The sequence below is a fragment of the Listeria monocytogenes genome, assembly GCF_041765605.1.
Classification (GTDB): Bacteria; Bacillota; Bacilli; order Lactobacillales; family Listeriaceae; genus Listeria; species Listeria monocytogenes_D.
The window spans coordinates 1,699,840-1,724,339 of the sequence record NZ_CP168900.1; the positions used below are offsets into that span (position 1 = coordinate 1,699,840).

Consider the following 24,500-nt stretch of genomic DNA (forward strand, 5'->3'; position numbering starts at 1 on the left):
TACTAAAAAATAGTACACTAAAATAGTGAGAGAAAAAAGGAGTGAGTTCATGACTGAGACAGTTTTAAAATTAGAACATGTCACGAAAAAAATCGGGCAAAAAAATATTGTCCATGATATCAGCTTTGACATACATAAAGGAGAAGTATTTGGTTTACTTGGTCCAAATGGCGCAGGTAAAACAACTATTATCCGTTCAATCGTTGGCTTAATTCGTCGTTCAGAAGGTACTGTTTTTATTAATGGTAAAAATGTCGACACAGAGTATAAAGCAGCGATTTCAGAAGTAGGTGCTATTATTGAAAATCCAGAATTTTACATGTATATGTCTGGATGGGCGAACTTAAAGCAATTCGCACGCATGAGTCAAAAAAATATTACTGACGAACACATTCGTGAAATCGTTGAACTAGTAAAGCTTACTGGCGCTATTGACCAGAAAGTAAAAACATATTCTCTCGGTATGCGTCAACGTTTAGGTGTCGCACAAGCTTTAATTCATAGCCCTGCTTTACTTATCCTAGATGAACCAACGAACGGACTTGACCCACAAGGTATGGCCGAATTCAGAACCCTTATCCGTGATTTAGCAACAAAAGGTACTTCTGTTTTAATTTCTAGCCATTTACTTAGCGAGATTCAACAAATTACAGATCGATTCGCTATTATTAACAAAGGTGTTTTAACGCACACCGAAAAAATGAGTGACCTGCTTGAAAATCATGTCGCTGCTTATAAACTAAAAGTCAGCGATCCCGTAGCAACAACCACAGTTCTCACCACACTCCCAGTCAAACTTGTTGCTCAAAAAGAGGATTTATTCAAAATCGAAGTGGCTCATGAAGATGTGCATCTAATTGCTCGTGCGCTTATTCAAGCAAATATTGATTTATTAGAAATGGTTCCACTTCAAGCCTCCCTTGAAGAACGATTCCTCGAATTAACTAAAGGTGGAGGTGCAGAAGTATGATAGCATTAGTAAAAAATGAATTTACCAAATTATTTTCCAGAAAATCAAGTTGGATTATGCAAATTGTCTTATTTGTAGCAGTTTTAGCTCTTGCTCTTCTAATGTTTTTTGTTAGTAAAATAGATACTAGTGGTGTTGAAGGCGGCGATGCAAGCAATGCCGGAATTACTGCTTATTACGATGATAAAGGTGCCCCGGTTAGCGAAGAAGAATATTGGAACTCCGCAGATAAAGACGGTAATCCTACGTATAAATCTGAAACGTTATCTTTAACTGATTCTGTTGCTTACTTAAAAACACAAGAACAAGCGGCTCCAACAAAAGAAGCCAAAGAAACTATCCAAAAACAAATTGATTTCTACCAAGCTTATGTTGATGCAGATGAAAAACCCGCTAGTAATTCAGCAGGTATTTCAAGCGCAGATTTCTTCGCTTCATTAGGTAGCTCAGGAGCAGTTGCGACAATGCTCGTTGTTGTCGTAGCAAGTATCATCGTTGCGACAGAGTTTTCTGGAGGTACAATCAAACTCTTACTGACACGACCTTACTCTAGAAGCCAGATACTATTCTCCAAATACGTAATGTGCATCGTTTATAGCGTTATTAGCTCCATCACATTACTTGTAGCTAGCTTTATCTTTTCATTTATTCTACCAAAACAATCTATTTTCATGCCGCTCTCCCCTTCAACGGGTGCAATGACTGCTTTCGAACATGCGTGGATGCTACTTGGTACGAACTTCTTACTGATGATCGTATACGCAACTATTGCTTTCTTCTTCTCCTCTGTCGTTCGTTCACAAGCACTTGCAGTTGGTGTCGGCGTTGGTGTACTATTCTCCGGTGGAATTATTCGCCAATTACTACCTCTTGCTATCGAAAAATACGATTGGATGAAATGGATTATCTTCAACTTGCTTAGCCTAAATGACACAGTTGGCGGTTCTAAAATCGCTGGTGGCCTAGCAGATTGGCAAATAATCGCCGGTCTAGGTGTTTATACAGCGATTATCCTTTTCTTCACTTTCTTCTTATTCAAAAAACGAGATGTCGCTTTAAGTTAAATATTAAAAAGGCTGTCCGCATTGGACAGCCTTTTTTTAATGCCTAATAATTTGAATTTTATCGGTCTGATTTGTATCAATTCTTGCAGTTCCGCCAATCGGGAATGTCGCAATTGGCTGTGTATGCCCAAAATCTGCACCAGATATAACTGGTATTTTTTGTAATGCTGTTTTTGTTTCAATAATATATGCTAATTTCTCCGCTGTCATCGCTGTCTTCTGTTGGAAACGACCGATTACCATCCCTTGAATTTCATCTGCACCAGGTTGACTAAGCAGCGATTCCAAATCGCGATCGAATGTTTCTGGAATAGTCATAAAATCATCTTCAATAAATAAAATGGTCCCCGCCAAGTTAGGCATGTATTCGGTTCCTTGGAGTAAATTAAGCGTACATAAGTTTCCTCCAATGATGATTCCTTCTGCCACTCCAGGTTGCATAACAACTAGTCCTTCATTCGGGATGAAATTTCTATTCTCTTGGTCCAAATACCATTCGTCATCACTCCATGTAGCACTTTCTTTTAACGCAAATGGTTCTTTTCGTAATAAACAATCGCTAAATGATTCCATTACATACTCCAAACCTTTTTCCATGGAAAAACTGGAAAAATGCGCTCCAGAATAAGTAATGAGTTCCGTTTGTGTGTAAATAGCCGTTGCTAAGGCTGTGATATCGGAGAAGCCACATAAAATTTTAGGATTTTCCGAAATTAAATCATAATCCAAATACGGCAACAATTGATTGCTATTAAAACCACCAATAACCGTCAAAATCGCTTTGACACTTGAATCATTAAAGGCTTCATGGATATCAGCAACACGCGAGCGAATGCTTGAACTCATCATGCAATCCATTTCTGCCACATGTTCGCCAAAAGTGACTTTAAAACCCATGTCAGTTAGGCGCTTAACGGCAATTTCCACTTGATTGTCAGCCATAATACCGATAGAACGACTTGGTGCAATAATCCGAATTTCATCACCTTGTTTTAATTTTGCTGGAATCATTTAGAAGCCTCCCTATTTAACGTATGGAATGGACATGAAAGCAAATGATCGTCAAGAATGCCAATTGCTTGTAAATAAGAATAAATAATCACTGGGCCCACAAACTTAAAACCACGTTTCTTTAAATCTTTACTAATTTTTTCTGATAGTTCTGTGCTAGCGGGTACTTGCCCCATGCCCTGCCATTCATTAATAATACGCTCATTATTCGTAAAACCCCAAATATAGTTTGCAAATGAGCCGAATTCAGCTTGGACTTTTTGCGTAGCTAGGGCATTTGTACGAACTGCTTTCACTTTAAGACGATTCTTTACAATAGCCGCTTCTTCGACAATCGTCGCCAGCTCATCGTCTGTTAGGCGTGCACATTTTTCAATATCAAAGTGAAAAAAAGCTTCTTGATAGGCTTTTCTTTTATGTAAAATTAATCTCCATGAGAGTCCAGCTTGTGCTCCCTCTAAATTGAGCATTTCAAATAAATATGTGTCGTCTTTACTCGGAACACACCATTCTGTATCATGATATTCTAGTTCAAACGGGTCATTAATCGACCAAGGGCAACGTAATTCTTCAGACAAAGCGAGTTCCTCCTATATAGTTAAAATGTAATACACACTGATCAAAACAGCCACAAATAGTCCGACGCAACTCCAAATTAGTCGTTTCTCTTTCCACTGACTAACTGCCACAGCAATGCTCAATGCTAAAAATAAAAATAGTAGCCAGTTTGGAACGTCGGTGTGATAGTTGCTCGTAAAAATAAGATACCCTATTACTGCTGCAATTATTCCAGTCACTATAAAACTGATTTTCTGATACCTCATTCTCTCAAGCCTCCTATTAACCAATAATAAAACATACGTTCTGTTTTTGCAAGCGAAAATAAAAAAGAGACGAACTTTATTGCTCGCCTCTTTTTAAAGTTATTTCAATTTGCCACGAAGAACCATTGGTAAAATTCCGCCATGACGGTAATAGTCAATTTCTACTTCAGAGTCAAAACGTGCAAGTGCTTCAAAAGTGAAGCTTGAGCCGTCTTCACGGACAGCTGTTACTTTTACAAGGTCTCTTGGCGCTACCTCTTCACCGATTTCCACTTGCAAGCTTTCTGAGCCTGTTAAGCCAAGCGTTTCTGCGTCTTCGCCTGGTTGGAACTGAAGTGGTAAAACACCCATCATGACAAGGTTCGAACGATGAATCCGTTCATAGCTTTTCGCGATAACTGTTTTAATTCCTAGCAAGTTCGTTCCTTTGGCAGCCCAGTCACGTGAGGATCCCATTCCGTAATCGTCGCCAGCAAGAATGACTAAACCAGTATTATTTTCGATATATTTTCTAGAAGCATCATAAATTGACATCACTTCACCTGTTGGCCAGTAAGTCGTATAGCCACCTTCTGTACCTGGTGCAATTTGATTTTTGATACGGATATTCGCAAATGTCCCGCGCATCATCACATCATGATGACCACGACGAGAACCGTATGAGTTGAAATCACGAATTGCCACGCCTTCTTCTTGAAGGAATTTTCCAGCTGGGGTATCTTTGCCGATTGCTCCGGCTGGTGAAATATGGTCAGTTGTAACTGAATCACCAAATTTACCAATAACGCGGAGACCAGATAAGCTTTCTACTTTGCCAGCTTCTTTTGCTAAATTATCAAAGAATGGTGGGTTCGCAATATACGTGGAGTTTTCATCCCATTTGTATAAGGCATCTTCTGTTGTCTCAATCGCATTCCAAGCTTCGTTTTCATCAAATACATGGGCATATTGTTCACGGAAAAGTTCTGGTGTTACCGTTTCTTCTACTAATGCCTTCACTTCTTCTGAACTAGGCCAAATATCGTCTAAGAAGACTTCTTCGCCATTATTACCGCGTCCAATTGGTTCTGTTAGCATGTCGACATTTGTTGTCCCAGCAAGCGCATAGGCAACGACTAGTGGTGGTGAAGCTAGGAAGTTTGCTTTCACAAGTGCATGAATACGCCCTTCAAAGTTACGGTTACCACTTAATACTGCAGAAACAAGCAAATCACTGTCTTGTATTGCTTCTTCAATTTCTTCTTTTAATGGACCAGAATTACCGATACACGTTGTACAACCATAGCCAACAAGGTCAAACCCAAGTTTTTCTAAATATGGAAGTAATCCAGCTTTTTCCAAGTAACCTGTTACGACTTTGGAGCCTGGCGCTAAGGAAGTTTTCACGAATTTTGGTACTTCTAAGCCTTTTTCAACTGCTTTTTTAGCAACTAAACCAGCGCTTAACATAACATATGGGTTAGAAGTATTCGTACAACTTGTAATCGCCGCAATGGCAACAGAACCAGTCTTCATAGTAGATTGATCGCCATTACCAAATGTAACAGTCACTTCTTTCTCTAAAGCCGATTTATCAAGACCGAAACCTTGGTTGCCTGCTTTGGCAGTAATCGATTCGCGGAATGTTTCTTTCATTTTCGAAAGTGGAATCAAATCTTGCGGACGTTTTGGTCCAGCCAAGTTTGGTTCAATCGCAGAAAGATCAATTTCCACGATTTGTGTGTAGTTTGGTTCTACTTTTTCTGGTGTGAAGAATAAATCATTTGCTTCTAAATAAGCTTCTACTAGCTCGATTTGTTCTTTGTCACGTCCAGTCAGTTTTAAATAATTAAGGGCTTCTTTATCTACTGGGAAGAACCCACAAGTCGCGCCGTATTCTGGAGCCATATTCGCAACGGTTGCACGGTCAGCAAGTGGCAGTGTCGCAACACCCGGACCATAAAACTCAACAAATTTGCCTACTACTTTTTGTTCCCGTAAGACTTGGGTAACTTTTAGAGCGAAATCAGTTGCTGTTGCGCCGTTTGGTAAAGCACCTAGCAATTTCACACCGATAACTTCTGGAATTGGGAAGTAAGATGGTTGACCAAGCATGCCGGCTTCTGCTTCAATACCGCCCACACCCCAACCTAATACACCAATACCGTTAATCATCGTCGTATGGCTATCTGTTCCGACAAGGGAATCTGGAAACGCTACAAATTCGCCGTCTGCTACTTCATTCGCAATAACGACGTTTGCTAAATACTCTAAGTTAACTTGGTGAACGATACCTGTTGCGGGTGGTACTGCACGATAGTTATCAAATGCTTTTTGCGCCCAATTTAAAAACTGGTAACGTTCCATGTTGCGCTTGAATTCGAGTTCCATATTGATTTTCAGTGCTTCTGGATTCGCATAGCTGTCTACTTGCACCGAGTGATCGACGACTAAATCGACCGGGATTTCCGGATTGATTTTTTCAGGGTCGCCGCCAAGATCTGCCATGGCTTTACGTAAAGAAGCTAAATCAACTACTGCTGGAACACCTGTGAAATCTTGCAAAATAACACGAGCTGGTTTGAATGGTACTTCCCCTTCGTTGCCATCTTTAGACCAATGGGCTAAGTCTTCTACGTGAGAATCCTTAATTACTCTACCATCTGCTTGCCTTAGTACCGATTCCAGTAAAACACGTACAGAATAAGGTAATTTCTCAATGTTTGTAAGCTTGTCCTCTTCTAAGGTTTTAAGTTTGTAGTAATGATACGTTTTGTCGTTCAGTTGAAATGATGCTTTTGCTTTTTCTTTCCAATTAGTCATCCACGTTTCCTCCTTCAATTCTTGAAACGATTGGTCTCTCTCATCTATTGTACTTAAAAACAAGCGATAAGTAAACAAAGAGAATCCGCTATATTTTGATAACTTTTTCTTATAACAAAAAAATGAATGACAACGGAGTGCCATTCATCTGTATTTTATAAACCTAAATTGGTTAATGCTTGTTCTAGCGAGCCAAATGATTCGAGTTTTGAAATGTTAGAACCTACTTGGATTGTGCGTTGAGCGAAACTCGGACGCATACCAGAAAGTATTGGTACTAAGCCAATTAATTTAAAAGATTGAATCATATCTTCCATATGTTTGGTTGCAAAATCATCTTTTAATACCGCACTGGAAAAATCAATGACAATCGTATCTAAATTCAACTTATCCGCAGATTCTACAGCTTTTTCTTTCATGAAATAGCCCCTATCGTCATCCAAACTACCAACAATTGGTAAGACGCCGATAGAATCAGTGATAGGAATAATTCGCGTGGATAACTGAATTATTTCTTTTCGCTGCGCCGCGACTTGATTTCTATTTTCTTGCATAAATCCTTCTAATAACTGTTGCTGAATCGATGAAAGTGTATCTTTTATGGCAAGCATAAATTGGATAATGTCAGCATCTGAATAGAAAACATTTTCTGTTTCCTTCCATTTGACTAAGCTAGTGATGATATATTTTTCGACTTCACTCATATGTTGATGGATTTTTCTAATATCGGTTTTATCATTGAAACGCCTTTTACCGATACTTTCAAAGTCGCGTTCCTTCACACCAGTTATTACATCAATAATCATCCCACATGATGCGGTACTCAGCGCACGAATGGAGGCTTCCTCTTCTCCGCTACTAAGTCTTAATTTAAATTCATCTGTTTCACTATAATAATTTTCATAAAACATATTCACTAACTCTGAACGACGACTAATCAAAAATTCCTTAATTTGCATAAACTTCTCCTTTTTCACCGATATTATCTTGCAAAAATTAAGATGTTATCTGCATGTAAATTTTCAATCATTTTATCCACTTGTTCTGCTGTTAAATCAAAGTCTTCTAATAATCTTTTTACCGATTTATCGTCTGTTTTTGAGAACCATTTAGCAAAGGGACCGGCAGCGTATAAAGCACCATACTTAGGATTGTACGCTTGTGGAATAACAATGGCTCCACTTAGAGATTGTAGGATTCCAGAAATAATACCGAAAGCCTCTTCGTTAACTGGGCGTTCGATTTCGATATTTTCTTTTTCTGCTAAAGTTTCTAGGTTCTTGTTGTGTTTTGATTTGGCTAGAACAGAAATATCTTCTTTTTCATAGCCCTCACTTACTAATTTGCTGATGATTTCCTCTGCTGCCTCAACATTTTGAACTGCGAATACTTCCCACTTTTTCATTATTTGTCATCCCTTCCATTATCCAATTGTAAAATTTGTTTAATTTCTTCGGTACTTAATTTGCCTAGCATTTGTTCGCCTGGTTGGATTAGTTCGTCCACTAGCGCTTGTTTTTTCTTTTGTAAATCAAAAATTCGTTCTTCTATCGTTCCTTTAGTAATCATTCGGAACACTTGGACGACACGTTTTTGGCCGATTCGATGTGCACGACCAGTAGCTTGTTCTTCTACAGCTGGATTCCACCATAAGTCGTATAAAATAACAGTATCCGCGCCAACAAGATTGAGTCCAGTTCCTCCAGCTTTCAAGGAAATCAAGAAAATATCGTTCTCTCCTTCATTAAAAGCATTGACCATATCAAGCCTTGTTTTCGATGGAGTTTTACCATCCATGTAAAATAAGGGCTGCCCCTCTTCTTCTAATTTTTGGCGAATAATTCCAAGCATACCTGTGAACTGGGAGAAAAGGAGAATACGTTTACCGTTTTCTCTTGCTGTCTGTATTGTATCAAACAACTGTAGTAATTTACCAGATTCACCTTGATAATTTTCCACAAAAAGACTTGGATCACAACAAATTTGGCGTAAACGGGTTAATCCTGCCAATAATTTGATTCGTTCTTCTCCAGCATTTCCATTGCTCGCTTCTAAATCTGCTTGAATTTTTTCTAAATAGGCTAAGTAAATTGTTTTTTGTTCATCAGTTAATTCAGAATACAGGTTGGTTTCAATTTTGTCAGGTAGTTCTTTGACGACATCTTGTTTTAGTCTGCGTAGTAAGAATGGACGAATCATTTTCGCAATGTTATCATATGGAATTTCTTTGAATTTACGTAACGATGGGAAAAATCCTGGCATTAACGTTTGGAAAATCGCCCATAATTCATCGATGCTGTTTTCAAGCGGCGTTCCACTGAGAGCAAATACATGATTGCGTTTGAGCGCACGCACAGCTTGAGATGCCTTCGTATGATAATTCTTGATAGCTTGTGATTCGTCAATAATTACACTTGAAAAAGCGACATCTGCAAAATGGACAATATCTTGGCGTAACGATGGATACGAAATCAAGTAAACATGGCCTCGCTTCATTTCTTCCATTTCAGCCATCCGAGATTGTTTCGTTCCATGTAAAACGGTCACTGGAATAGCTGGCGCAAATTTTTCTAATTCGCTTTGCCAGTTATAAAGTAGTGATGCTGGCGTAATAATTAAGACTGGTTTTAAGTTAGGATTATCTTCTAACTCAGATGCTAGAAAACTAATCGTTTGCACTGTTTTACCAAGCCCCATATCATCTGCTAAAATACCACCAAGATTATACTTCGCAAGTGATTTCATCCATTCGAAACCAGTTAGTTGATAATCGCGCAACTCTGCTTTTAATCCTTTTGGTAAAGCAAAACTGTCTTCGGATTGCGTCGTAATATCTGTAAGCAATTCGCGGAAAGAACGACTGAATTTATGATGTTCATCTTGTGTTCCTGCTCCTAAAATATCATAAATTTGCATCCCACGATAAAGCGGTACTTGCATGTTTGCTTGGACATCTTTCTTACGCACTTCTAACATTTGGAGTACAGCTTCCATTTGTTTGTAGTTTTCTGATTCAAGCGATAAGAAATGGCCACTTTTCAGACGGTGATAGCTACGTTTTTCACGCAAGGATTCTAGGACATTTTGCACTTCTTCTTCCGGAATACCTTTGAAATCAAACGAAACAGAAAGATAATCGTTATCACCAGAAACATCCAGTGTCGTTACTGGGCGCACATTCTCTTCTACCATTTCTTCGAGTCCGTCTTCCATATAAATCTCTGCGTACTCTGCTAGTTTTGGAATGGTGCGATAGTAAAATTGATATAAATCTTTCTCTTGTTTATTGACGACCATTTTGGTTCCAGAAAAATGAACAGGGGCGCTTTCGATAATATTCATCACACGTGCTTCTTTTTCGACATCGCGTATCATGATTTTTTCGTTTTCTTCTTCTGATGTTGCAAATGGATCGAAAAGCTGATTGCCATAATGATATTCAAGGCGCAACGTGTGCTCCCCATATTCGAGGGCAATAAACAGTTTACAATCAAGTGGCTGTTGCGTAATCCGGTCTTCAATCGAGTCATCCAGTTTTAACTTTCCGCTTTTCTGTAAGGCTGGTAATACGTAGGAAATGACTTCACTTAATTGCGACTCTGAAAATTGTACCACTTCATTTTTTGTAACTTTATGAAATTCCATTAATGGTTTTAAAGATTCCCACACTTCTTTTGCCGGGATGAAAAAGGTACCATCAAAGAACAAAAGTTGGTAGGCTTCAAAAAAGATTGCTTGTTGTAAGTCTTCCATTTCTAGTTGGTATTTATCATCTGCACTTTTTTTGAGTTCAAAAATGAAATCAAGGTTGTCGTGGCGCACATTGATACCGCGATATTTAATATCTTCTACGCGTTCTTTCATAATAATGCACGTCGTATCGCGTTCTGTGAGTAGTTCTAACAAGTCGCTCGCCATACTCGGTGGAATCGTTAGGTTTTTCTCTTCTGCGTAAGATTTGGACCAATAAAAAGAATCTGTATCATACATTTTGGCAATTTCACTGATTTGCAGTAGTTTATCCAAAATTTGTTTGTCTTCCTCGAGAAAGAAATGCTCGTTTGGATCGTAAGCAAAATTCTTAGTGAAAACAAGCCACTGCCTGTCGCGAATTGCGGCTAAAAATGTATTCATATTTTTTACAACATAGGTCCGTTCTGTGCCAACTTTAACTTCAATAGTCATGATATAACTAGAATCATCGGGTTTTAAACGGATGATATACTGCGTTTGAAGCGGCGTTTTATTCGTATTGTCCTCTTCTACTTCGAGTTGTTGCGCCATATTTTGTTGAAAAAGGGAAAGAAGTGTATTTGATTCTTGCGTGAGAATTCGATTTTTAAAATCTTGTTTGGCTGCTTTTTGCTTTTCTTTTTCCATTTTTAAATGGGTTGCGTAGATGTGTTTGCAAATCGCGTTCAATTGAAAATCGGCACAACTACACGCATAATTTTCATTACCTGCATCTTCTACGACATTTTGATCAATAAAATACGTTGAAAAATGGTCTGATGCATCTTTTTCACGAAACTGAATGATTTCTCCGTCTTCCATCAGTTTCTTTCCAGCCTGCTTCACACTATATGGGATCATTTTATTTTGAATTGCTGTAAAGTGCTCCATTACTTTCTTCCTCCCAAAACCGTCCATTACTCTAAACTACTATTATATAGGAAAAGACGAGGGACGGCAACGCATGCGGTCTTTTAGCTACTAGCTGTAATAAATTTAGTGGTACTTCCGTGATTTGTTGCGGTTACCTCTAGCCTTGCAGAAATTCGTTCTTTTAGTTCTGGTACATGGGAAATAATCCCAACTAAGCGTCCGTTTTCTTGTGTTTCCAGTAAACATTCCACCGCGGCTTCAAGTGATTCAGGATCAAGTGTCCCGAATCCTTCATCAATAAACATCGTTTCAAGTGAAATCCCACCTGCCATTTCTTGAACAACTTCTGCGAGTGATAAAGCAAGCGCTAAAGAGGTTTTAAAGCTTTCTCCTCCTGAAAGTGTTTTTACATGTCGAGTTAATCCTGTATACTCATCAAAAACTTCAAGTTCTAAGCCACTTTGGACGTTTCCTTTTGCTTTCTCCATTTTCCGCTGGAGTTCAAAACGACCGCTTGTCATTTTGGATAAACGGTGGTTGGCGCGGTGAATAATCGTGTCTAAAAACATCGCTAAAATATATCGTTCAAAGGTTAATCTCCGGGCATTTTTACCACGAGCTGCATCAGCTAGTAAACCAATGTCCGCATAATTTTCTTCGGCTTGTTCCACTGCCTGAATACTGTTTTGGTAGTTTTCGACAAGTTCTTTTCTTTTTTCAACAAATTCGCGTTGTTTCATTGTATTTTCTTCTGATTGGCTAAGTTCGAGCTGCTTTTCTTTCATGATGAATTCTAGTTGTTCCATATTTGGTTTTTGTTTGTTTTGGAGTTTTTCTTTTAAATCAGCTTGGCGTGATACAGCTAAATGGCGTTTTCGCTCGTATTCGGCCAATTTTTCTTCTAAGTTTTTTAGTTCTTCTACTGATAACAAAGCTTGTTTATACGCATCATAGGATAAAAAATCATTTTGTTTCATGGCTTCTTTGAAAATTTCGCGCTGTACTTGTAAGGCTTCTTTCGCATCCACCGTTGTTTTTTGCGCCGAATGTAACGTAGATTCTAGTCTTGTTGTTTCTTTTTCTGCCTGTCTAAACAACGCATCAATCTGTTCGGCTTGTTTGATATGTGTTTCGATTTTTGAGCTTAGTTCTTTCATTTTGTTATCGAAAACAGCCTTATCTCGCAACTCGTCGGGAATGGATTGTTCCAAATAAGTTCGTTTCCCTTCCGTTAGTTGCACTTGTTGATGCAACTTTTCTACTTCGTGAGCCATCTTATTTTTTTCGGTTAGCGTTTCATTTTGTTTGTTTTTCAATGATTCTAATGTCGCTTGGACAGTTTCTTTTTGAGCTACTTCGGATTGCAACTGGATTATTTGCTCTCTCAGATTAGTAGCTAGTTGGATATTTTCAGCTAATGTTTGTTGTATTTCGGCTAAACTTTGCTCTTTCATATCTGCCCATTCATTAAGTTGCCATTCGAGTTGACTGATAGCTTTTTCCGTCGTAGTAATCACTAATTGTTTTTCTTGTAGCTTTGCTTTTGCTATTTCGAGTGTTTCAAGGTCAGCTGTTTCTCCAAATTTTGCGAGTACTGGGTGTGACTGTGAACCACAGACAGGACAAGCATCTCCTTCATGCAAATGCGCTGCGATTGTTGCCGCTTGTTCTTTTTCTAGTTTTGTTTCTTCTTGTTTAATCGTTCTTTCCATTTCCGCTTTTTCTATTAAAAGTTGTGCTAATGTTTGTTCTTCAGTTTGTTTGGCTGCGTCCCACTCCTCCATTTTTATCCGTTTATTAACTAATTCTTGTTCTTTCTCTATAGTGGCTTCTAATGTTGTCCGTTTGTTAATAACTTCTAAATACGTGAGCTCTGCTTTGTTTATTTCCGCTAATTTCGCTTCAACTGATTGCAGTTCTGTAGCTATTTTTTGTTCCTTGTCGATTATTTTTTCTAAAAGGGTCGTTGTTTCTTTCCAGTCTAATTCGGCGCGTCTTTTTTGGATCAAGACTGTTTCTAATTCCAAGATTTTCGGTTCCATTTCTTCTAATTGGAAAAGTGTTCGTTTGTTTATTTCAAGTTCCGCTTCTTTTTCAGCGAGTGCTTCTTTTTGTTTTTTCGCATGTAAAAATTGCGTTTTCACTTGTTCCGTCTCGACTACTACTTGTTTTTCTGTTTGTTCGGCTGCTTCTAATTGTTCTTTTAAACGAATACAAAGTGCATCTTGGGATTGAAGGTTGCTTGCTCTTTTCGCAGCATTCATGCGAACTTCCATTGTTTGATAAAAATCTTTCTCCGCTTCTAGTGTCGCAACTTCTTCTGTATACTTATTCAAATTTTGCCAATCAAGCAGTTGTTCTTTCGCAAGCGTCACTTTTTCGACAGCTTCACTTGTTTGTTTCCGAATAATACTTAATTTATTTTCTAATTCCGTTAAAATTATTTGTTCTTTTTGAATGGCCTCGTTCTGTAACACACTGATTTCACTCGTTGTCTTTCCAGAAACTTCCACATCCGGTAAACTAAGTTCAGCAAGCTCTGCTACTTTTTTACGCGCTTCTACAACCAAGATTTCGGCTTGTTTTTGCTTTTCCCATAATAAATTTTCCACTTTTTCATAGTAAACAGTATGCGCTAATCTTTGCAATATGACTTCTTTTTCTTTACTATCCGATACGAGCAGTTCTCTAAATTCGCCTTGAGGAATCATCAAAATTTGTCTAAACTGATCCACATTAAGTTGAATTAATTCTTCCATTTTTGTATTAACATCGCGCACGGAACTTGCAAGCAACTTCATTTCGTCACCAATTAACTCATATAATTCTGCTTTTTGCGGCGAAGTGGTTGTTCCGTTTCCACGTTGTTTGGCAATTTCCTGCTGAGGAATGCGGCTAATTTGGTAAATCTTGTCCTTCAATCTAAAAGCTAGCGTTACTTCCGTTATTTCTTTATCCGTCGCAAAATGACTTCGCATCGAAAAACTTTCTCGGTCAAATGTGTTCGCTTTCCCAAAAATCGCAAAACTAATCGCATCAAAAATTGTCGATTTCCCAGCTCCTGTTTTACCAGAAATCACAAAAATCTGCTCCGTTCCCAATTTTTCAAAATCGATAACTTCTTTTTTTGCATAAGCCCCAAAAGCTTGCATCGTTAATTTAATCGGTCTCATTCCGCATCCTCCTTCCTCGCTTGTTCAAAAACATCCGCTAACTTTTGTTTCTGCGTTTCCGTTAACTCTGTCCCATTAACATGTTCAAAAAATTGACCAAATAGCTCTAAATCATCTTTTTTCATGATTTCTTCAAAGTTATCTTGCGTTTCTTTTAATGTTTGTTTTTTACGTTCTAAATGTAAAATATTCGGATAAAATTGGCGTAATTTCCCCATCGGATCAATTAAAGCACCTTCATCCATTAAATTCACTTGAAAAAAGTCATCAGGATTTTCCACTAAATTTTCTGTCAGTTCCGCTAGCGTTCCAGAAATAATGCGCATATCATGTTTTGGTGTTAGAAAGCGCTCCGTCACGCTAACCAGTTCTTTTCCTTCCAGTTCCACAATCCGCACGCTTTTATGATCATTAGCTTCTGAAAAAGAATATTTCAAAGGAGATCCACTATAAAAGATAGACGGGTGGCGAATCGCATGCGGATGGTGCAAATGCCCAAGCGCGGTATACGTAAAGCCATCAAAACAATCCGTAGAAACACGGTCCACATTCCCAATTGCTAGTTGTCGTTCGGAATCACTCGGAATACCGCCAGAAACAAACGCATGCCCAACCAAAATTTGCGCCTTGCTTGTATCCCATTTGGACCGGATTTGTTTCGTCACGGCTTGCATAGCGTCTTCAAAACTGCGAATTGAATTATCTGCAAAAGCTTCCCGAATAATTGCTGGTTCGTGATATGGTACAAGCCACACTTCGGCATCCATAAAAGAAATCGCTTCAAACTGCGACGTACATTTTCCTTTCATATACAACTTGCTACTTTCATACCACTGACTTCCAAATGCAAGCCGCTCCGCACTGTCATGATTCCCGCTAATGGCAAATATCGGAATACCTAGTTCTACATTCCATTTCACTAAAATATCATTTAGCACTTTCACCGCATCCGCAGGCGGCACGGCGCGGTCATATAAATCTCCCGCTAAAATAAGCGCGTCGACTTGTTCTTCCTCGGCAATCTTCGTTATTTGTGCCAAAATATATTCTTGCTCTGCTAGCATCGATACGCCAGATACAATTTTTCCTAAATGCAAATCAGCTGTATGTAAAAATTTCATCGGTTACCTCATTTCTTTTTCTCAGAGATTATTTATTTTTAATGCAAAACTCGTCAATTTTAAGTATACTAGATATAGTTTAAAAAAATAACTAGCAATACTGGGAGTGAAGAAGTTGTTTTATCATTTCGCAAAAAAACTCGTTCATTTTATTTTAATTATTATTGGTGGACGATTTCAAGTACAAAACAAAGACAAAATTATTGAAGCACCATACGTTGTTGTGTCCACACATACGTCATGGATTGAAATCTTATACCTTGGTTTCGCCTTGTCGCCAACACCAGTACATTATATGGCGAAACAAGAGCTTTTCAAAGGTAAATTCCTTAACTGGCTCATGACGCACCTTAACGCCTTTCCAGTCAATCGCGATAACCCTGGACCAAGCGCCATTAAAGCCCCAATCCGGATGCTAAAATCCGGTAAAGTAGTTGGGATTTTCCCGAGTGGAACTAGAAAAACGACCAACCTTCATTTAAAACGCGGTGCAGTAACTATCGCTCATAAAGCAAAAGTTCCAATGCTACCTGCCGTTTATGATGGTCCAAAAACATTTGGAGAAATTTTAAAACGCAAAAAAATCATTATTCGTTTTGGCGACCCGGTATTATTCAATGATACCGAACTTGACCAAAAAGAGCTACTAGAAGTTAAGTCTCAAGAATTAATGGCGACTTTTGAACAACTTCAAAATGAAATTAATCAAACAAAAAATAAATAATAAAAAAGACAGCTTCCATTTGGAAACTGTCTTTTTTATTATCAGGAAGCTGTATCTGTTGTAATGCTTGAAGGATTAAGTCCAGCATCTTTTAATACGCCAGCAATTGCTTCGTCCGCTTTTGCCATCGCTTCGTCTGCTTTTGTTGTATCACGACCACTAGCTTTAAGTGCGTCTGCTTCTAATTTGTAAGCATCACTTAATTGTTTCACAGCTGCTTTGAAATCATCTGTGGATTTACCAAGGTCTGGTGTTTTTTCACTAGCAAGTGCTTCAGATACTTTAAGTGCTGATTCACTAGCTGGTTTCGCAAGAGCTGCAAGGTCTGCTTCAGATGGTTTAGGATCTGCGCCAACTGCTCCTACATAAGCGTTGTAATCGCCATTGTTTTCATTAACAACGTCTACTAATTCCATGTAATAATTTAGTACTTTGTCTTTATCGCTTGTTGTTTCTTTTTTTGTGTCTTCTTTTTTGTCAGAACTGTTAGAACCGGAACAAGCCGCAAGCGACAATCCTAGTGCTAAAGTTAAAACTACTAATAACCATTTTTTCAAGATGATGTCCTCCTTTTTTTCAAGCCAAACTCGGAAGCCCTTTTGTAACTGGCCGCGTCAGTCTCGGATATGCTTCACCCATCCGGCAAGTAACATTACTCACGATGTAACATTATTCATTATAAGCTATTCATACGGAATAATTCAAGCTGTTTTGGAAAATGCTTTCACTATTATTCGTACTCTCCGCTAACTTCTACTTTATTAAGCTCTTTTTCGGTATTTTTATATTGGAAATACATCACAATTCGCCAAGGTACAATCATTGCAAATGCCATTATCCAGAACATTCCAGACAACTCTCCCACTTCTAAACTACCACTAATCCAGTACTTAATGAAGATTCGAATAAGTAACAGTCCCATCAAAATAACTGGAAAAGCTTTTGTACGTTTGATAAATACGTACTTGTGACGAACTTCGAATTTTGTTGTCCAAATTAAAATAACAGAAAACACAAGCCCCATTGCTATAGCTTCTAAAATATCTACCCACGAAACACGGAAAAAAGGAATAACAAACATGAGAGCGCCTGTTGACATCATAATTGGCGGTATGATTATCCCTTTCACACTTGCTGGACGCTTCGATGCTTTCATTCTTATCATGATAATTCCAGCTCCAAAAACAAGTGTAATGATAATTGAAATGATTAATGACACTTTTAATTCCCCCTACTAATCTGCTGTAACACTTCGCTCCTCATTATATTCCTTTTACCGTTTGAAATAAACTTCTCTGCTTAAAGCGCTTCGTCTAAATCCATTCCGCTATTTTGTAATTGATACATGGAATGGTACACTCCTTCTTCTGCAATTAATGTATCATGTGTACCACGTTCAATAATTCGTCCTTTAGATAAAACTAAAATTAAATCGGCATCCTTAATTGTCGAAAGTCGATGCGCAATCGCAATCGTCGTACGTCCTTCTCTCATTCGTTTTAACCCAGTTTGAATTAAACTTTCTGTTTCTGTATCAATATTTGCTGTCGCTTCGTCTAAAACGAGTATTTGCGGATTCGTCACAACCGTTCTGGCAAATGAAATCAGCTGTCTTTGTCCACTTGAAAACGAAGCACCTCGCTCAATCACTTTATGGTTGTACTCATCGGATAATGTTTGAATAAAGCCATCCGCTTGAACAAATTTCGCAGCATCCACAATTTGTTCATCTGTAATGCTTTTATCGTAGAGGCGAATATTTGTATTAATATCCCCATAAAACATAAAACTATCTTGCAAAACTAATCCAGTTTTCTTACGTAGTTCTGTAATTTCGTGAGACTTAATCGACTTACCATCAATTAAAATATCCCCACGTTCAAATTCATAAAAACGCATCATTAAATTGATAATGGAACTTTTCCCGCTCCCAGTATGGCCAACAAGCGCCACCGTTTGTCCTGGTTCAGCCGTAAAGCTAATATTTTTAAGAACGTCACGCCCACCTTCATAAGCAAACGAAACATCTTTAAACTCAATTTTAGCACGTGTGATTTTTGCCTCTGGATCGTTCAATTGGGCTGGCACTTCTTCCGTTTCATCCATAATACGAAATACTCGGGAAGCCGCCGTAATCGCCTCTTGGTACATTGCTAGCCGTTCCATTACATTATAAATCGCTTCTAAAAAACGATCAAAGTAACTAATAAAGGCATAAATTGTCCCAATCGCTACCGGTCCTATTAATGACTCTGCACCAAAGAAACTAAGAATAATCACTACAGCCAACGCGTAAATCAAATCAATCGCCGGTCCAAGTAATAGCGCATTAAATTTGATATTTTTCATTCCGACGTCATAGTAATCTTTATTGATTTTCTCAAATTCTTTTACTAAACGACGCTCTTGATTAAATTGTTGAACAATCGACATTCCTGAAATCGACTCAGCAATTTTTGCATTTAATTGACTTAATTTTTCTCGTCTCGCCCGGTAAAATTGTGAACTATATTTCCGGTAAACAAAAATAATAAAGACAATAAGTGGGAATAACAGCAAACTATATAGCGCTAATTGAACATTGAGCGCAAACATCGCCGCATAAATCCCTACAAGCATAAACAAACTTTGAATCGCTGTTGAAAGCACATTAATAAACATATCTTTCACCGCTTCAGTATCATTTGTCACGCGCGACACAATGCTCCCTGCAGGCGTTTTATCAAAATAACGCATTCCTAACGAATGAAGTTTTGTAAAAATATCAATCCGCATTTGTTGCACAATTTCAAGCGCGATTTTTTGGAAGAACAGCAGTTGGAAATACCAAACAACTGATTTCCCAATAGTAAGTCCCAAATACCCTGCGCCAAGAATTAGCAAAGCCTGCATTTCCAAATTCATCGGTGTTAAATAATCATCCAAAAATATCTTAATCAAGATTGGCGCAAAGACATCCGCAAGCGTTACAAGAAGAACTAGCACACCGGTCCAAATCAAACTCGGAATATGATATTTGGTATAACTAAGCATTCTTTTTAAAACCTCGCGATGTTCTTTACCGGACATCACTAACATTTCATCTTGTTCATTCATCGCTTCCATCTGCTGCACCCCCTTCTTCTAGTGCTTCTTCCAATTGTTGCTCGTGGAACATTTCTGCATACCAGCCATCTAAAGCCATTAGTTCCTTATGCGTTCCACGTTCCACGATTTGCCCTTTATCAATCACGATAATTAGATTCGCATGTTCGACAGAGCTAAGTCTGTGTGCGCTAATGATTGTCGTTTTATCCGAACGATTCTCTTTCAAATTAGCTAGAATTTGTTCTTCTGTTTTCGCATCTACCGCCGAAAGTGCATCATCTAAAATAAGCAATTCGGGGTTCATAATTAGCGCACGTGCGATGGCAAGACGCTGCTTCTGACCACCAGATAATGAAACCCCACGCTCGCCGACAATCGTATCATAGCCATTTTCAAAACCAAGAATATCTTCATCTACAGACACAAGTTTTGCAATTTTCGTCACTTCTTCTTGCGGTGCATCTGGTTTTCCAAAACGTATATTATCCCGCACCGTTGTCGAGAATAAAAATTGATCTTGCGGCACATAACCAATTGCTTCTCGCAATGCTCGAACCGTATAGTCTTGAATTTTCACATTAGCAAAAGCAATTTTACCTTCGTACGTATCATATTCGCGCATTAACAGTTTTAATAAGGATGTTTTCCCAGAGCCAGTTCGACCAACAATACCTAGCGTTTCCCCAGCTTTTAATTCAAAATGAATATCCGACAAGACAGGTTCACTTTCATCTGGGTACGTAAATTTGTCCATTGCTACTTGTAAGTTTCCCACTGGAACCGTATCGATTGCACCTTCATGATCTAGTACATCTTCTTTTTCAGCAAGTAAATGTTGTACCCGGTCATAAGAAGCATTACCACGCTGAATAATGTTGTACAAGAATCCAAAAGCTAACATTGGCCAAATCAATAAGAACAAATAGTTTGAAAAAGCAATTACCTGTCCTATAGTCAGCTCTCCGTCCACAACGAATTTTGCGCCGAACCCTAATGAAAGAACAAATGAAATCCCCACGATAATGGAAATCATCGGATCAAACATCGCATCCACTTTAGCGACAGAAATGTTTTTTTGAACGACTTCTTTCGTCTGTTTCGCAAAATCTTGAATATCCTCTTTCTCTTGTCCGAATGTCCGCGTAACTTTAATTCCCGAAATACTCTCTTGCGTTTTATCATTCAACATCGAAAAAGCAGCTTGTGCCCCGTGGAAACGATCGTGTAACTTTTTACCTAAAATCGAACTTCCGAGCACCATAAACGGCATTGGAAGTAGCGCAATCAAAGTTAGGCGCCAATCAATGGTAATCGCCATCGTTGCAATCACCGTTCCACCTGTTAAAACAGAATCTGACAGAGTTAAAACCCCAATTCCAGCAACTTGCTGAATTGCTGTAATATCGTTCGTCGCATGAGCCATTAAATCCCCTGTACGATAACGTTGGAAGAAAAACGGTGACATCTTAGTAAAATGTTCAAATAAACGTAAACGTAAAGTGCGTTGTAACTTATTATCAGAACCGAAAATCAACATCCGCCAAACGTAGCGACCGCCGTATGCAAGAATCGCTGCCGCAACTAGAATAGCCATCCATTTAATCAATTTGTCTTTTGTTAGTGAGTCGTTCGTCACCGCATCAACCGTAAAGCCAATAATTTGTGGTGGAACTAACTGCAAAAGCGCAATCGTAAACAAAATGGTTACTCCAAACGCATAAGATTTCCAATTTTCTTTGAAAAACCAACCTAAAGCCTTATAAATTTTCAAACAACAATCCCTCCCTTTTCTCCTTAAAATTGGACAAATAAAAATAATGGACCTATTTCTGCCCATTATTACCCGAAAAAATATATTTATTTGTCACCACTTTGTATAAAATAAAACCAAATTAAAGGAGAGCTCCCTTGTTCGTGAAATGGTCCGGTGAAATAAATTCTATTTTTAAGCGTAATAATGCCTTGTTTGAAGTCTTCATATAATTATTCATCGTCCATTCCTCCTTTGTTTTATTATGCAACGTTATTAGTTTAACCGATTTTTTTTGAAAGCGCAACAAATAATTGCAAATTGTTTAAAAATTATTTTTATTAGGCTTTTTCTCGAAATCCTTCGACTATATAAAAAAAGCACAACGATTCATTCCAGAATCGCTATGCTTTATAATTGGCTTATTTAATTTTCGTTGGAAGTAACTTGATTTTCAACGGCCTCTTCATATAATTCAAACTCTTCCGTATTACTCACTTCTTTCTCTGTATCAATGTTTTTCGTTTTTTCATCAAAAGAAATGGTAGAGTTCCCACCTGCTACAAGGAGTGATCCATCGTCTTGCGTATAAGCAGTGAAAATATAGATCTGGCCTTCTTCTGGTAATTGATCATCTTCAAAAACATCATAGGCAGAACCATCTTCACGAATACCACCTTGTTTTTCAAGTGCAATTTCTTTATTCAGTGTTAGTTCATTCTTCAAATTCGAAATGACTTCTACTTTGTAATTTGTATAAGCTTCACCAATATACTCGATTGAACCATCTTCTTGTTCGATTGGCGTTTTATTTTTATAAGTTGTTCCAGTTTCTTCTATTACTTTTCCTACAAACACATAATCTGCATCCCCGACTACTTCATTTGGATTATCTACATCCAATGTATAATCAGAAAAAATAGCATATGTTGGTACTTCTTTCTTCTTTGGCTCAGCTCTTTCGGCATATGTGTTTACTGTTAAAAAACACCCGATAGTTAAAATACTAATTGCTGAAGCGATGATTCCCATAGTTGTTTTTTTCAATGTGAGTACCCCTTTTTAATATTTTTTATATGCTGCATCATAAGATTTTTTATCATTTGTAGATAAAGTTGTTTTGGACGTGCTATACTGATACATTACGTCAGTAGAAGCATTATGTCCGAGTCGCAAACCATGTCCCAGCTCATGTGTTGCAACATTTTGTTTCCCAGCGTTATTCTTTTTATCCATATTCTTCTTGTTAAACGTAATTTTTCCGTTACTATAAGTCGTTGCATTGACGTTATTATTGACGGAAATATCACTACAATATACATCTGATTTATTCGTTGCTGATGCTGGTCTAATAACGCCTTTTTTGTATGCGTTCCATGTATTAGCCCCAGACCGAATAAATGACATATACTTGGAATTCCCTGAGTAATCTAGATGTTTACTAGAATCTACTAAGTCCCATGCATTGATTTTTGCTGCCGCACTCGCTTCTTGTCCTGGAAGTAAAATACTCCATAAACATACAAATGCTACTAATAATGATACAATTTTCTTCATTCTGTGTCGCCCCTCTTTGTAAGTAATAATTAATAAAGTGAAACCGTAAACATATCAAAATAAATTAAATAACCTTCTTGTAAACACTGTCCCTTTTTATATTCACCTCACTTTTAGATGATCCGATCACCTATCGATTTCCCATAGTAGCTTAGGTTTTTAATTAGCTTTTTATCGAACAAAAAAATTGTAACACGAAAACCGAGTGTATAACCAAAAATGTAATGAAATGCCTATTTCATGTCGTGAATGACTAAAAATCATTCTTATTTAGAATCATTCTTACTCTTTCTGAAATAACTTTGACTAAAAAGGCTTATTTCCACTCGTTTTAGAGCGATTATTGCTTTTTTATTCATTTTATGACATATACTTCACTAAATGTTCATATACTAGGAAAACTCCGCCAACATTTAATACGATTATCTCTACCAATATATAAAATATTATATTTTTATCGCATAAATATTCATGAGCGGTATATTAACTTAGTGAAATAAAAAAACCTCGATGCTACATCGAGGTTTTTGTCTACAAACTAATAATTATACTCACTAACATAACTCCAACGCCTACCAAAAAGGAAGCGAAAAAGCCAAACCATTTTTCTTTATAGGCAGCTATTGCCGAAACACTATAAACAACCAAGTAAAACAACTGAAGCCAGAGCGGTGAATCCATCCCTTCTTTTGTTTGAATCATTGTCCATAATGTATCCAATAAAAATAATAAAAATAAAGCAATTAAAATAATCTTGATGATTTTTTTCATGTTGTACTCCCTTTGTATTAATATCTATTTAAGTATAGCAAAAAACCCCCGTATTTTCTAGGAAAATACGGAGGTTAAATCATCAATAGATTTATTTTTTCACTTGGCTCATAACTTCTTCAACGAAGTTATCTTCTTTTTTCTCGATTCCTTCGCCTACTTCGAAACGTACGAATGATACAACTTTACCACCGCTTTGTTTCACGTAGTCACCTACAGTGATGTCTGGGTTTTTAACGAAAGGTTGGTCTTCTAAGGAAATTTCGCTTAGATATTTTTTCAAACGGCCTTCTACCATTTTTTCAACGATATTAGCTGGTTTGCCTTCGTTTAATGCTTGTTGAGTTAATACTTCTTTTTCGTGTTCCACTTCTTCAGTAGAAACGTCTTCACGAGAAATGTATTTAGGGTTGATTGCAGCGATGTGCATTGCAACGTCTTTAGCAACTGTAGTATCAGTAGTTCCTTCAAGAAGTGTAAGAACACCAATACGTCCGTTCATGTGGATGTATTCGCCGAAAGCAGAGTTGTCTGCTTTTTCTTTTACTTCAAAACGACGAAGGGAAATGTTTTCACCGATTTTTGTAATTGCTTCAGTGATGTAGTCTTGAACAGTTTGGCCATTAGGCATTTCTGTTTTAAGTGCGTCTTCTAAGCTATCAGGACGAACTGCAAGAATTTGTTTAGCTAAAGCGTCAACTAATTGTTGGAAGTTATCGTTTTTAGCAACGAAATCTGTTTCAGCATTTACTTCAAGTACTACTGCATGTTTTTCATTGCTGATTACATGAGTCATACCTTCAGAAGCAACACGATCAGATTTTTTCGCAGCTTTAGCGATTCCTTTTTCACGAAGATAGTCAATTGCTTTTTCCATATCTCCTTCTGTTTCTACAAGTGCTTTTTTACAATCCATCATACCAGCACCAGTTTTTTCGCGTAATTCTTTTACCATTTGAGCTGTAATATTAGCCATTTATTTTCCCTCCAATTTTTCTCTTTAAAAAAGGTGATAAGAATAGTGCCTTATCACCTTGAAAG

The 24,500-nt window shown here is 37.8% G+C and carries 20 protein-coding genes; 3 read left to right on the forward strand and 17 right to left on the reverse strand.

Features of this window, described 5'->3' with window-relative positions; genetic code table 11:
• Positions 1-49 precede the first annotated feature (49 nt).
• Together AB2Q86_RS08675 and AB2Q86_RS08680 are read left to right on the forward strand one after the other, a co-directional pair.
• Positions 50-970, forward strand: coding sequence for an ABC transporter ATP-binding protein (locus AB2Q86_RS08675; RefSeq protein WP_012581222.1), 921 nt, complete (start codon positions 50-52; stop codon positions 968-970).
• Positions 967-2,034 (forward strand): ABC transporter permease, encoded by a 1,068-nt coding sequence (locus tag AB2Q86_RS08680; protein WP_003729671.1) that lies wholly within the window; start codon positions 967-969, stop codon positions 2,032-2,034. The genes AB2Q86_RS08675 and AB2Q86_RS08680 overlap by 4 nt, the downstream gene beginning before the upstream one ends.
• Positions 2,035-2,070: 36 nt before the next feature.
• Here the strand turns inward: AB2Q86_RS08680 and AB2Q86_RS08685 are convergent, their stop codons facing one another.
• From AB2Q86_RS08685 to AB2Q86_RS08725, 9 genes are all read right to left on the reverse strand, one after another.
• Positions 2,071-3,045 (reverse strand): S66 peptidase family protein, encoded by a 975-nt coding sequence (locus AB2Q86_RS08685; protein WP_012581221.1) that lies wholly within the window; start codon positions 3,043-3,045, stop codon positions 2,071-2,073.
• Positions 3,042-3,623 (reverse strand): DNA-3-methyladenine glycosylase I, encoded by a 582-nt coding sequence (locus tag AB2Q86_RS08690; RefSeq protein WP_012581220.1) that lies wholly within the window; start codon positions 3,621-3,623, stop codon positions 3,042-3,044. Before AB2Q86_RS08690 ends, AB2Q86_RS08685 begins: the two co-directional genes overlap by 4 nt.
• A 12-nt stretch (positions 3,624-3,635) precedes the next feature.
• Positions 3,636-3,869, reverse strand: coding sequence for a hypothetical protein (locus tag AB2Q86_RS08695; RefSeq protein WP_014589081.1), 234 nt, complete (start codon positions 3,867-3,869; stop codon positions 3,636-3,638).
• Between the two features lie 99 nt (positions 3,870-3,968).
• Positions 3,969-6,671, reverse strand: coding sequence for an aconitate hydratase AcnA (gene acnA, locus AB2Q86_RS08700; protein ID WP_003729675.1), 2,703 nt, complete (start codon positions 6,669-6,671; stop codon positions 3,969-3,971).
• Between the two features lie 155 nt (positions 6,672-6,826).
• Positions 6,827-7,630: an STAS domain-containing protein gene (locus tag AB2Q86_RS08705; protein ID WP_003729676.1), complete on the reverse strand. Its 804-nt coding sequence runs from the start codon at positions 7,628-7,630 to the stop codon at positions 6,827-6,829.
• A gap of 23 nt (positions 7,631-7,653) precedes the next feature.
• Positions 7,654-8,076, reverse strand: a complete 423-nt coding sequence (locus AB2Q86_RS08710) for a general stress protein (protein ID WP_003733223.1) — start codon at positions 8,074-8,076, stop codon at positions 7,654-7,656.
• On the reverse strand, positions 8,076-11,294 hold the full coding sequence (locus AB2Q86_RS08715) for a DEAD/DEAH box helicase (RefSeq protein ID WP_012581219.1): 3,219 nt from the start codon (positions 11,292-11,294) through the stop codon (positions 8,076-8,078). Before AB2Q86_RS08715 ends, AB2Q86_RS08710 begins: the two co-directional genes overlap by 1 nt.
• Before the next feature lie 83 nt (positions 11,295-11,377).
• Positions 11,378-14,449 carry an SbcC/MukB-like Walker B domain-containing protein gene (locus AB2Q86_RS08720; protein WP_012581218.1) on the reverse strand — a complete coding sequence of 1,024 codons (3,072 nt, stop codon included), beginning with the start codon at positions 14,447-14,449 and terminating at the stop codon, positions 11,378-11,380.
• A complete protein-coding gene (locus AB2Q86_RS08725; protein WP_003726202.1) occupies positions 14,446-15,570 on the reverse strand; it encodes an exonuclease SbcCD subunit D in 1,125 nt (374 codons plus the stop codon). Before AB2Q86_RS08725 ends, AB2Q86_RS08720 begins: the two co-directional genes overlap by 4 nt.
• Positions 15,571-15,685: 115 nt before the next feature.
• On the opposite strand from AB2Q86_RS08725, the gene AB2Q86_RS08730 reads away from it, so the two are divergent.
• Positions 15,686-16,294, forward strand: coding sequence for a 1-acyl-sn-glycerol-3-phosphate acyltransferase (locus tag AB2Q86_RS08730; protein WP_012581217.1), 609 nt, complete (start codon positions 15,686-15,688; stop codon positions 16,292-16,294).
• A 41-nt stretch (positions 16,295-16,335) separates the two neighbouring features.
• On the opposite strand, the gene AB2Q86_RS08735 is transcribed toward AB2Q86_RS08730, so the two are convergent.
• The 8 genes from AB2Q86_RS08735 to tsf all read right to left on the reverse strand — a co-directional run bounded on the left by AB2Q86_RS08735 (position 16,336) and on the right by tsf (position 24,435).
• A complete protein-coding gene (locus AB2Q86_RS08735) occupies positions 16,336-16,851 on the reverse strand; it encodes a hypothetical protein (protein WP_003736783.1) in 516 nt (171 codons plus the stop codon).
• Between the two features lie 173 nt (positions 16,852-17,024).
• Positions 17,025-17,513: a CcdC family protein gene (locus AB2Q86_RS08740; protein WP_003736784.1), complete on the reverse strand. Its 489-nt coding sequence runs from the start codon at positions 17,511-17,513 to the stop codon at positions 17,025-17,027.
• Between the two features lie 80 nt (positions 17,514-17,593).
• Entirely contained in the window at positions 17,594-19,399 is a 1,806-nt protein-coding gene (locus tag AB2Q86_RS08745) for an ABC transporter ATP-binding protein (protein WP_003726205.1), read from the reverse strand.
• Complete coding sequence (locus tag AB2Q86_RS08750; RefSeq protein WP_012581216.1) at positions 19,383-21,152, reverse strand: ABC transporter ATP-binding protein; 1,770 nt, start codon at positions 21,150-21,152, stop codon at positions 19,383-19,385. The genes AB2Q86_RS08745 and AB2Q86_RS08750 overlap by 17 nt, the downstream gene beginning before the upstream one ends.
• Positions 21,153-21,557: 405 nt before the next feature.
• Positions 21,558-22,178, reverse strand: a complete 621-nt coding sequence (locus tag AB2Q86_RS08755; RefSeq protein WP_012581215.1) for a hypothetical protein — start codon at positions 22,176-22,178, stop codon at positions 21,558-21,560.
• A 15-nt stretch (positions 22,179-22,193) separates the two neighbouring features.
• Positions 22,194-22,688 (reverse strand): matrixin family metalloprotease, encoded by a 495-nt coding sequence (locus AB2Q86_RS08760; protein ID WP_012581214.1) that lies wholly within the window; start codon positions 22,686-22,688, stop codon positions 22,194-22,196.
• Positions 22,689-23,219: 531 nt separating this feature from the next.
• Positions 23,220-23,459 (reverse strand): hypothetical protein, encoded by a 240-nt coding sequence (locus AB2Q86_RS08765; RefSeq protein ID WP_012581213.1) that lies wholly within the window; start codon positions 23,457-23,459, stop codon positions 23,220-23,222.
• 91 nt (positions 23,460-23,550) lie between these two features.
• Entirely contained in the window at positions 23,551-24,435 is an 885-nt protein-coding gene (tsf, locus tag AB2Q86_RS08770) for a translation elongation factor Ts (protein ID WP_003726264.1), read from the reverse strand.
• Positions 24,436-24,500 lie beyond the last annotated feature (65 nt).

Excerpts from the sequence above, each read along its gene's own strand:
- AB2Q86_RS08675 (WP_012581222.1), top strand. The coding sequence starts at position 50 with ATGACTGAGACAGTTTTAAAATTAGAACATGTCACGAAAAAAATCGGG.
- AB2Q86_RS08680 (WP_003729671.1), top strand. The coding sequence starts at position 967 with ATGATAGCATTAGTAAAAAATGAATTTACCAAATTATTTTCCAGAAAA.
- AB2Q86_RS08685 (WP_012581221.1), bottom strand. The coding sequence starts at position 3,045 with ATGATTCCAGCAAAATTAAAACAAGGTGATGAAATTCGGATTATTGCA.
- AB2Q86_RS08695 (WP_014589081.1), bottom strand. The coding sequence starts at position 3,869 with ATGAGGTATCAGAAAATCAGTTTTATAGTGACTGGAATAATTGCAGCA.
- acnA (WP_003729675.1), bottom strand. The coding sequence starts at position 6,671 with ATGACTAATTGGAAAGAAAAAGCAAAAGCATCATTTCAACTGAACGAC.
- AB2Q86_RS08705 (WP_003729676.1), bottom strand. The coding sequence starts at position 7,630 with ATGCAAATTAAGGAATTTTTGATTAGTCGTCGTTCAGAGTTAGTGAAT.
- AB2Q86_RS08710 (WP_003733223.1), bottom strand. The coding sequence starts at position 8,076 with ATGAAAAAGTGGGAAGTATTCGCAGTTCAAAATGTTGAGGCAGCAGAG.
- AB2Q86_RS08715 (WP_012581219.1), bottom strand. The coding sequence starts at position 11,294 with ATGGAGCACTTTACAGCAATTCAAAATAAAATGATCCCATATAGTGTG.
- AB2Q86_RS08720 (WP_012581218.1), bottom strand. The coding sequence starts at position 14,449 with ATGAGACCGATTAAATTAACGATGCAAGCTTTTGGGGCTTATGCAAAA.
- AB2Q86_RS08725 (WP_003726202.1), bottom strand. The coding sequence starts at position 15,570 with ATGAAATTTTTACATACAGCTGATTTGCATTTAGGAAAAATTGTATCT.
- AB2Q86_RS08745 (WP_003726205.1), bottom strand. The coding sequence starts at position 19,399 with ATGGAAGCGATGAATGAACAAGATGAAATGTTAGTGATGTCCGGTAAA.
- AB2Q86_RS08760 (WP_012581214.1), bottom strand. The coding sequence starts at position 22,688 with ATGAAGAAAATTGTATCATTATTAGTAGCATTTGTATGTTTATGGAGT.
- AB2Q86_RS08765 (WP_012581213.1), bottom strand. The coding sequence starts at position 23,459 with ATGAAAAAAATCATCAAGATTATTTTAATTGCTTTATTTTTATTATTT.
- tsf (WP_003726264.1), bottom strand. The coding sequence starts at position 24,435 with ATGGCTAATATTACAGCTCAAATGGTAAAAGAATTACGCGAAAAAACT.